6 protein-coding genes are annotated in these 10,982 nt (G+C 35.7%); 2 read left to right on the top strand and 4 right to left on the bottom strand.

Annotated elements, in window-relative coordinates; genetic code table 11:
* Positions 1–124 precede the first annotated feature (124 nt).
* The 4 genes from PL9631_RS00100 to PL9631_RS00115 all read right to left on the bottom strand — a co-directional run bounded on the left by PL9631_RS00100 (position 125) and on the right by PL9631_RS00115 (position 8,450).
* A complete protein-coding gene (locus PL9631_RS00100; RefSeq protein WP_083616016.1) occupies positions 125–991 on the bottom strand; it encodes a sugar kinase in 867 nt (288 codons plus the stop codon).
* A gap of 57 nt (positions 992–1,048) precedes the next feature.
* The gene (locus tag PL9631_RS00105) at positions 1,049–2,845 is read right to left on the bottom strand and encodes a putative bifunctional diguanylate cyclase/phosphodiesterase (protein ID WP_231516591.1); all 1,797 of its coding nucleotides are present in this window, start codon (positions 2,843–2,845) and stop codon (positions 1,049–1,051) included.
* A gap of 137 nt (positions 2,846–2,982) precedes the next feature.
* Positions 2,983–4,164: a hybrid sensor histidine kinase/response regulator gene (locus PL9631_RS00110; RefSeq protein WP_083616017.1), complete on the bottom strand. Its 1,182-nt coding sequence runs from the start codon at positions 4,162–4,164 to the stop codon at positions 2,983–2,985.
* The gene (locus tag PL9631_RS00115) at positions 4,149–8,450 is read right to left on the bottom strand and encodes an AAA family ATPase (protein WP_083616018.1); all 4,302 of its coding nucleotides are present in this window, start codon (positions 8,448–8,450) and stop codon (positions 4,149–4,151) included. The genes PL9631_RS00110 and PL9631_RS00115 overlap by 16 nt, the downstream gene beginning before the upstream one ends.
* A gap of 160 nt (positions 8,451–8,610) precedes the next feature.
* Here PL9631_RS00115 and rsmI point away from each other — a divergent pair, with 160 nt between their 5' ends.
* Both rsmI and PL9631_RS00125 read left to right on the top strand, forming a co-directional pair.
* On the top strand, positions 8,611–9,477 hold the full coding sequence (gene rsmI / locus PL9631_RS00120; RefSeq protein ID WP_083616019.1) for a 16S rRNA (cytidine(1402)-2'-O)-methyltransferase: 867 nt from the start codon (positions 8,611–8,613) through the stop codon (positions 9,475–9,477).
* Between the two features lie 90 nt (positions 9,478–9,567).
* Positions 9,568–10,800: a serine hydrolase gene (locus tag PL9631_RS00125; RefSeq protein ID WP_083616020.1), complete on the top strand. Its 1,233-nt coding sequence runs from the start codon at positions 9,568–9,570 to the stop codon at positions 10,798–10,800.
* Positions 10,801–10,982 lie beyond the last annotated feature (182 nt).

Genomic DNA, 10,982 nt, shown 5'->3' on the forward strand with positions numbered 1-10,982 from the left:
AATGGGTAATGGGTAATGGGTAATGGGTAATGGGTAATACTTCGACTTCGCTCAGTAACAGGGTAATGGGTAATTAACTGATGACTGTTATATCCTAATTGTTTGCAATTGTCTACAAGAATTATTAATTATTTAAGAATTTAATCCATTTTCTAGTTCCAAAATGTAGGCAAGATTCAGTCGCAATCTTGGCAGATTTAGCTAAGGCAGTGGGGAAGTTTTCGGATAGGATAAAGTGGCAAAATGCCCCATGAAAAATATCTCCCGCACCTAAAGTATCAACCGCTTGAATACTAGGAATAGGAATACTCCCACTTCCTGCTTTTAGACTAACATATTGGATCGGTTTTTCTCCTTGGGTAATGGCAATATTAGGAATATTCATCGCTTGAAGATAAGTAAAAACATCTGAAGATGTTTGACAATGGGGAGGATAAAAATTATGAGAACAAATAGCATAGTTAATATCGGGTAAAAGGGTTTCTAAGCCCGGTTTCCAACTGCCACCATCTAAAATTACAGGAATTTGTTTGATTTTTGCCTGTTGAATTAAACTTTTACCAATGGAAATTTGATGACCGTCAATTAAAATAATATCGGTATTATCTAAATATTGCGATAAATTTGAGGGGTTTAAAATTTGAGATTTTGTAGCATTAATTGAGATAACTGTGCGATCGCCATTGGTATTATTCACAATAATAGATGAAACGGCAGGCGACTCTAAACGAGTTGAGTCTAAGTCTATAATATTAACAGAATATTGCTGTAAATCCGTTCTAATCAGTTGGGTTAGGGGATGGATACCTAATCCCCCTAATAAAATAGATTGATTTCCTAAACAATTAAAGGTAACAGCGGCATTTGTTGCTGGCCCTCCGGCTGCCACGGTATAATCAGAAGCGACTATTTTTTGATTTTCTTGGGGATATTGACTAACAGAATAGATCAGATCGAGTGTAATTAATCCCACAAATAAACCTTGTCCCATAAAATTATTAAACCCCTGATTTTTATTCTAAATCAAAAACATCAAAATCTAATTAAATTAACTATTTTTCTGGAATAACCGAGTTACCTTATCAACATTAATTGGCGGTGAAAAATAATACCCCTGTGCATATTCACAGCCTAAATAATTTAAAGTATTAATTTGTTCTTCAGTTTCTACGCCTTCGGCAACCACATCTAAATTCAAACTGTGGGCTAAAGTAATCAAGGTTTTAATGATATCTAAGCTTTTGGGATTAGAATTAATATTTATGATAAATGAACGATCAATTTTTAAAGTATCTAAAGGCAAAGATTGTAAATAAGATAAACAAGAATAACCCGTGCCAAAATCATCAATCACTAATTGAATCTTGCGACTCTTGAATTGATTCATGTATTGAGTAACAGCTTCGGGGTTTTCCATTAAAATACTTTCAGTGATTTCTAGTTTTAAACTGAATCCTTCTAAAATGTTAGATTCAATAATATTATCAATTAAGCCACTAAAATCAGATTTCAAGATTTGTAACCCTGATAAATTAACGCTCAAACTTAGGGGAAATTGCTCAGGGAATTGGTTTTTCCAACAACTAAATTGACGACAGGATTCTCGAAGTACCCATTCTCCCAAAGGAATAATAAGTCCAGTTTCTTCTGCCAAAGGAATAAAATCAGAGGGCGGAATTAATCCTCGACTGGGATGTTGCCAACGAACTAGGGCTTCAAAACCAACTAAACTTTTATTTTTTAACTTGTAAATTGGTTGATAATAGACTTGAAATTCTTGATTTTCTAGTCCTATTTCTAAATCTGATTCTAACTGTAATCGATTCAAAACAGCCACTTGCATTTCTGGATTAAAAAATACCGTACAATTTTTATGACTCTGCATTCTAGCATAGTGCATTGCGGTATCTGCTGCCCTTAAAAAATCCTCCGCTTGTTCATATAATAAACTAGATAAGGCAATGCCAATACTGGTATTTCCCGATGCGGTAATTCGGCGTTCTGGTAGAAATAATTTAAAGGCTTGATGGAGTTTACTGGCTTTGTCTAAAGCAACAATTTCTGATTTTATATTAGGTAAAAATAGGACAAACTCATCCTTCCAAATTCTAGCTAAAATATCGCAGGGTTGCAAACAGCTTTTGATCCGTTCAACTTCTTGAATTACAAACTTTTCAGCCAAGGTTTTTCCATAACCATATCGAATAGCTTTAAATCGATCTAATGCCAAATAAAATACCGCAAAATCCACTTGATTATCAACCGCAGAGCGAATACATTCTAACACATGATTTTGATTGGGAAGTCCGGTAAGTTTATCATAAAGAGCTAGATATTGTAAATTCTCAACAGCAACTTTAAGTTCTTGTTTTTGGAGGCGACTATTAGTAACAATATGTATGGTTTTTCGGATCGTAACAATTAAATCTTTAAAATTAATGGGTTTTGTTAAAAAATCAAATGCCCCCCGGTTCATGGCGGTTCTAATATTTTGAATATCGCCATAGGCAGAAACAACAACGGCTTTCAGTAGCGGATCAATTTTAGGCAGTTGTTCCAGCAATGCCCAGCCATCCATTCCCGGCATATTTAAGTCGGTTAAAATGACACAAATATGAGGATTTGAACGTAAAATATCTAAAGCATCTATACCATTATTAGCAAATAAAAACTCAAATTCTCGCGTTTCAATCTGAGGTTTTAATCGTCTTTCAATTAATCGTTGTAACTCGGTTTCATCATCAACAACTAAAATATAAGCAGGGGTGAAAGGCATAGCAACAGAATCGGAATAGAGTTGAAGTTGTGTGGGGTAAGATGGAGATTGCGCGGAGAAATAGTTCATGGGATTTAGGTTTGAATAATTTATTAAAAGTATCTGTGATGAAAAAGGAAGCAAAGTACAATTTCTTTGAGATTTTGAGAATTTGATATTTAGTATAATTTAATTCTCTGTATTTCTCAAGAAAAAATACGATTTTATTAATTTTGTTTTTGGTTTTTAGGCAATTTTAGGATAAACTCAGTATATTGTTTCCATTGTGCTTCAACTTGTAAGGTTCCTCCATGCTGTAAAACAATAATATCATGAGTTAAAGATAGGCCGAGTCCAATGCCTTGTCCTGGGGGTTTCGTGGTAAAAAATGGAGTAAAAATATTATCGATGAATTCGGGTTGAATTCCCATGCCATTATCATGAATTTTAATTTCAATCTCAGAATCTTGATTTTTTGTAGTTAAGCACAAAGTGGGATAAAATTTTTCTTCTCGGTTTATGTTTTCTTGCATTTTTAAATAAAGGGCATAACAACTATTATCAATAATATTAATAAAAGCTCTGTGCAAATCAGATATAATCAATTCCATGACCTCCAGATCAGGATCAAATTGTGTGTTAATATTAATCACAAACTCTGGATATTTAACTCGAAAACTATGATAGGCGAGTTTAATCGCTTGATGTAAAAGATCATTGAGATTAACACATTGATATTCCCCAGGTTCAGAATGAGCTAACTGCATCATACTTTGAATAATTTGACTAGCCCGTTGTCCGTGGGTATAAATAGCCTCTGCATCAATGATAATCTCATGCAATTGAGTTACAATTTCTGGGGCATCTAAAGTTGAATTTGGGTGAATATTAACTAACAACTGATTTAAGTTATCAACGGAAGATTGAGCATAATTAATCACAAAATTTAAAGGATTTCTTAGTTCGTGAGCAACTCCGGCGGTAATGGTTCCTAAACAGGCTAATTTTTGTTGAGAAATAATTTGTTTTTGTGCCGCTCTTAACCGTAAATGGACTCGAACTCTAGCTAAAACATCCTGTTCATCAAAGGGTTTTGTAATATAATCAACCGCTCCCAAAGAAAGACCCTTGACTTTATCAATGGTTTCTGATAGTGCCGTCATAAAAATAACCGGAATATCCTTAGTTTTAGGATTAGCTTTTAGACGAATACAAGTCTCAAATCCATCAATTTTAGGCATTTTGACATCGAGTAAAATTAGTTCGGGTAATTCCTCTAAGACTTGTTCTAAGGCTTCTTCTCCATTGGTTGCTACCGCCAATTGAAACCCAGCACTGGTTAGGGTTTGGGACAGAACTTTTAAATTAGTAGCATTATCATCAACAATTAAAATCAGTTGATTGTACATTGGTTCAAAAACTCCTTAATTTGGGTTAATTTAAAATCCTGGGTCAGAGATTTAATTTGATCAGTAAATAAACTTAAATCAGGATTAATCTGTTTAAGTTTATTTACTTCTTCTTCCAGTTCTAAAACCCTTCCTCGTTTAGCTAATTTGATTAAAGTTGATAAAATTTCAGGACTGGGAATAACTAAATTAACGTTGTTTTCTGATGGAGTCTGGGACAAATAATTGGGCGGATAATTATATTCCCATTCTAATTTTAACCAATTTTTTAGTTTCATAAATAATTCTTCTATTTCTAAAGGTTTAGAAAGAAAATCATTACATCCGGCATTTTGACTTTGTTCCCTATCCCATTGATAAACAGAAGCGGAAGTTGCAATTACAGGAATATCATTAAATTCCGGTGAAAAACGAATATGTCTGGTCATTTCAAAACCATCCATGATCGGCATAACTAAATCTACAATCACTAAATCAAATTGAGTGTTTTCCAGTTGATATAAACCCTCCTGACCATTACTCGCCTCTACAACTTCAAATCCCAAAGGTTGCAGTAAATCCACCAATACTAAGCGATTTTCTCGTTTATCATCTACAATTAAAATTCTGCGTTTATCTCCTCTGAATCCGACAATTGAATATAAAGAATTAGGTTCAGATGGCGTTTGTATTTCTGTAGAAATTGGTAAATTTAATTCAAACCAAAAACGGCTACCTTTTCCGGGGTGACTTTCTACGGATAAATTTCCTCCTAGGTGTTTAATTAATCGTTCGGTAATCGCTAATCCTAACCCGGTTCCCTCGGAACGGTATGACATTTCTGCTACTTGTTCAAAGGGGAGAAAAATATTTTCTAATTGTTCGGGATTGATTCCAATTCCCGTATCTTCAATTTGAAACTGAATAGTTTGATAAAAACTCGAATAATTCGGTGGTTTTTCTAGGACTTTAATTCTAAAGGTGACTCCACCATGGTCGGTAAATTTAACCGCATTTCCTAATAAATTAATTAAAATTTGTCGTAAGCGTTTTTCATCTATTTCTACGGCGACCGGAAGTCGGGAGAGGGGTTGATAAATAAAAGCCAAACCTTTTTGCTTGGCTTTAATCGAACAAATTTCTATTACTCCCTGTAAAAAAGTATCTAAATTGACGACTTTCGTAGAAATTTCTAGTTTCCTCGCTTCGATTTTAGATAAATCCAAAATATCATTAATTAAGGTGAGAAGATGGGTTCCACATTGATGAATAATTTGGATTCCGGCTTGATCTTTTTCCGAGGGTGTTATTGAACGTTTTAAAATTTGAGTATAGCCTAAAATTCCATTTAAAGGCGTTCTTAATTCATGGCTCATATTTGCCAAAAATTCACTTTTTGCCCGATTGGCTGCTTCCGCATCTTCCTTAGCCTGTTTCAAGGCTTCTTCAACTTTTTTACGTTCAGTAATATCAATATTAATTCCCACAATTCTTTCCATTTTCCCAGGACGTTCGGGTAAACCAATTCCTCGACTCAAAATCCAAATATAATGACCCTGTTTATGTTGCATTCGTAAAATAATTTCATAGTTAGCATATTTATGATGAATATATTTATAAATTTGGTTAAGCACAGATTCTTGATCTTCGGGATGAATTCGCTGAATAAATTCATCAATTTTAGGCTTAAATTCCTGTTCAGTATAGCCTAACATTTCGTGATAGCGAGGGGAATAATAAGTTTCGCCTGTACTAATATTCCAATCCCATAAACCATCGTTTGCTCCTCGCATGGCTAACTCTAACCTTTCTTGGCTTTCTCGTAATGCTTGTTCAATCCGTTTGCGTTCTAAAATCTCCTGTTCTAAGGCTTGAGTCCGTTCCGTAACTTTTGTTTCCAATGTCTTATATAGGAGAGCATTTTCAATCGAAATTGCCACTTGAGAAGATAATAAATTTAACACTTGTAAACGTTCAGAGGTAAAGGCTCCAGCCATTAAATTATTTTCTAAATAGAGAATCCCAATCAGTTTTCCTTGGTTCAAAAGAGGAATACATAAAATTGATTTAGGCTGATTTAAAATAATATAATCATCGCTGATAAATTTATTCTCTTTGGTCGCTTGATGAATCACTAAACTATCCTGAGTATGAATCACATAATTAACAATTGAGTTACAAACTTCTGGGGTATTTGTTTGGGGATTAATTCTTTCAATCGGAATCGCTTGTAAAACTTTAACTCCATTGTGAACCGTGGTAACATAGGCTTGAATTAACCATTGTTTATTGGATTCTAAAATTAAATATCCTCTTTGGGCTCCGGCATTTTCTACAACAATTTTCATGATTTTTGTCAGTAAATGCTCAATCGAAATTTCCCGGGAAAGGGCTTGAGAGGCTTTAAAAATACTGGCAATATCTAAGGAATTAGCTGAGTTAATTTGCTGAGGTTCTTGGGAAGATTTAGGACAAATCTCTTGATAATCCGTAATATTTTTAGCCTGAATTTGTTCAAAATCCCATGTCCATTTGCCCTTATTATGCCCCTGTGTCCAGGATAATTGAGTCGGATACTCAAATTGTAATAATCCTTCTGTATAAAGGGATTTCAAAAATTCCCGAGTAAAAAAAGGATTTCCTTGGGTTTTTTGATAGACTAAATGGGTTAAGGATTGACTCCCTTCGGTAGAACAGTTTAATCCTTCGGCGATTAAATCATTAATATCTGATAAACTTAAATTATCGAGACTGATTTCAACTCCGGGGTCTTGGGTAATTTTAATCGCTTCTAAGGTTGATTTTAAGGGGGGATTAAGATTTAATTCATGATGACGATAGGCCGCAATAATCATTAAATATTGAATGCTTTCATCTTGACTCAAAGTTTTAATTAAGTTTAAAGAAGCCCAATCTGCCCATTGTAAATCATCTAAAAAAATCACTAAAGAATGTTGGGGTTGGGTGAGGGCTTGGATCAGTTTTTGAAATGCTCGTAAAAAACAGTTAGGCGTTTCTTGTAAATCCAAATTATCGGCGACAGCAGGTTTGCCAATAATTCGTTCTAAATCAGGAATAATATCAATTAAAAGTTGCCATTTATCCCCGACAAAATCTAAAATTTTTTGTTTCCATTGCTCTAATACTTCTTGTCGTTCTGTTAAAATTTGATGGCAAAATTCAGTTAAGGCTTGAGCTATGGCAAAATAGGGAATATTGCGTTTATATTGATCAAATTTTCCAGAAATAAAAATTCCCCGTTTAGCCGTAATTGGCTTATAAATTTCTTGGACTAAAGCCGATTTTCCTACTCCAGAATAACCAGAAATCCAAATTAATTCTCGATTTCCTTGGGTGACTCGTTCAAAGGCAGTTAATAGAGTTTCAAGGGGTTGTTTTCGACCATATAATTTTTCGGGAATTTGTAATTTATCCGATAAATCTTGGCTTCCAAGTTCAAAGGATTCAATCAAATCTTGAGTTTTAACTTGTTCTAAACACCGTTCTAAATCACTTTTAATTCCATAGGCTGACTGATAACGATCTTCGGCATTTTTTGCCATTAATTTTAGAATAATTTGGGATATGGTTTCGGGTAGACTAAACTTAGTATAATGATCGGGATAAATAGGAGTTTTAGCAATATGACTATGAACTAATTCTAAGGGATCTTCACTGGTAAAGGGTAAGCGACCCGTGAGTAATTCATAAAAAGTTACGCCTAAAGAATAGAAATCACTCCGATAATCAATGGTTCGATTCATCCGTCCGGTTTGTTCTGGGGATAAATAGCCCAGGGTTCCTTCTAGGGTATTGGCAGAAATAAAACTGAGATTTTCTTGAGATAAAATACTAGCAATTTCAAAGTCAATTAGTTTAATAACTTCGGTATTTTGATTCAAGATAATATTACTAGGATTAATATTTTTATGAATAATATTAAACCCATGGATTTGACCTACAATTTTGGTAATCCCAATAGCCAATTCCAGAAATTCAATTAAGGTTAACTGACCAGCCAATTTTAGCTGGCTCAGGGATGATCCGCCAAAATCTTCTAAAATCATCATGGAGTGATCATGATGGGACTCTAACCCATAAACCTTAACCACTCCTGGCAAATTTAAAGACTGAATCAGTTCATATTCTCGCTGAAACCGAGCTACCTGTTTTGGGGTGCGTCCCTGCTCTCCCAGGACTTTGAGCACCACAGGCCGTTGATGGGGAATCCAATAGGCCCGATAGACTAAACTGGTGGGGCTACTATACAGTAAAGTAGTTGTGTGAAACCCTGATATGGTCAGCATTTTGGTTCAGTTCATAACTGTTGTGGGTTAGGATTAATCAAACTTGATCTGATGGTTAACAATGAACTGGATATATCCTCTCCTCAAGCATATCTAATATTATCCTTGAGGCAGTGTGTTTTATATCACATTTATATTTCCGTAGAGCCTTAAATTTAAGATGACTAATCAAGCTGGAACCCTTTATATTGTAGGAACTCCCATTGGGAACCTAGAAGACATCACCTTGCGGGCGATAAAAATTTTACAAACTGTCGATTGGATTGCGGCGGAAGATACTCGTCATACGGGCAAACTATTACACCATTTTGAGATTAAAACTCCCCAACTCAGTTACCATGAACATAATCAACAACGCCGGATTCCTAGCTTAGTAGAATCTCTAAATCAGGGACATACAATTGCCTTGGTTACTGATGCTGGAATGCCGGGAATTTCCGATCCCGGATATGAGTTAATTAAAGCCTGTATTGAAGCAAATATTCCGGTGATTCCGATTCCCGGGGTGAGTGCTTGTTTAACGGCTTTAAGTGCGGCGGGATTACCCACAGATCGATTTATTTTTGAAGGGTTTCTACCCACCAAAAATAAAGAACGTCAACAGCGTTTAAGCATTTTACAAACCGAATCTCGCACCCTAATTTTATATGAAGCGCCCCATCGTCTTCTGGAAACCTTAGAAGATTTAGCCCTAATTTTAGGGCCGAAACGGTCGATTGTGATTGCCCGGGAGTTAACCAAACTGCATGAACAATTTTGGCGTGGAACCGTAGAAGATGCCGTACAATACTATCAAGATCACAACCCCAAAGGGGAACTCACTTTAGTGATTGCGGGTGTCACCGAAACCCCAACCGTAATTACCGAAGATCAACTTAAAGCTGAACTTAAATGCTTGTTCGAGCAAGGGATTTCTCGGTCTGAAGCCAGTCGCCAACTCGCCGAATCCACCTCCGTTCCCCGTCGCCAAATCTATCAAATTGCCTTAACTTTACCCGATGGCACGGAATCCAATATTGAGGTATAAATAATTAGGTTGTTGATAGTTAATTATTAATTAATCTAATCAAGTATCCTGCCTTGCCCTTTGTCCCATTATTCTATATTTTTCTTCAATATGGCCTACATCACCCAGCGTCGTCGTTCTGTGAGAAGTTCTTCTGTTCCTCGTCGTTTTAATAGGCGATCGCCTGTTCAAGTTAGAACTAGAATTCCCCAGCGATTCAGCCAATTAAAATACTCTCGAATTATCTTTTTAATTGCCCTATTCCTAACCCTGAACTGGACAGTGGGAGGAGTATTAAAACTCTTATTCCCAGCCGCCAAACCTCAACCCCAAACTCAGATAATTCCGATTTCTGCTCCCGCGACAACCGATACGGATCAAACTGTTGTTTATAATATTAAAACGCCCCCTAATTTAGCCCAAAGTCAAGAGTTACAAATGATTATTGACGGTGCAGTTGATATTGCTAAAAACCAAGGATTACCCACCGAATCTTTATCAATTACCTTAATTAATGTTAGTAATAATTCAACCCATACCCTCGCCGGATATAACAATAATACCCTGAGATTTCCCGCCAGTGTTGCTAAATTATTTTGGATGGTTCAATTTTTTGGCTATGCAGAAAAAGGATATATTCCCAAGGAATCCCCCTTTTATACCGACCTATCCCAGATGATGCGAATTTCTGATAATGATTCAGCTAGTCGGATTGTTGATGCGATTACCCAAACTAAATCAGGGGAAAATTTAGACCCATCCGAATTAGATAAATGGGTAGAAAAACGCATTCAAGTTAATCAATTTTTTGAAAAATCCGGTTATACAGGGATTAATTTAACCACTAAAAATTATCCGATTACCGGAGTAGGAGAAAAACCGATAGGTAGAGATTTACAACTCCGAGAAAATCCCGCCTATTCCCAAGGAAATTTTGTCACCACCGACCAAACCGCACGATTAATGTATGAGATTTACACCAAACAAGCTATTTCTCCCTTAGCGAGTACGAAAATGGCCTATTTATTAACCCGAGATTTGAACCCCAAAGCTTGGAAAAATATTGATGCTAACTCGGTTGAAGGATTTTTAGGAGAATCCTTACCCCCCGATATTTATTACGGGTCTAAGGTCGGTTATACCAGTCGTTCTCGTCAAGAAGTCGCCTTTGTTAGAACCTTAAATGATCAAGCCATTTATATTTTAGCCGTATTTGGAGATGATCCCGCCTATGCAAAAAATGAACGAGTTTTCCCTGATATTTCTCGTTATATTTTTAATCGCTTAAATCAAACTTCCCGAAAAACCACGCCGGAAAAAGTCTCGAAATTGAATCAACTATAGCAAGTCTAAATGAATTGTACAAAATAATGATCAAAATTATTAATCCTAAAAAATGGACACAAATTATTTGGATTTCTGTTTCATATTAGTATGGAAATCAGGACTTATGCAAAACAACCATATCTAGTAGGGGCGAACGGCCGTTCGCCCCTACAGATGGTGTATAATTGGGTATTCTGCGT

This window comes from Planktothrix paucivesiculata PCC 9631 (assembly GCF_900009265.2).
GTDB classification, from domain to species: Bacteria; Cyanobacteriota; Cyanobacteriia; order Cyanobacteriales; family Microcoleaceae; genus Planktothrix; species Planktothrix paucivesiculata.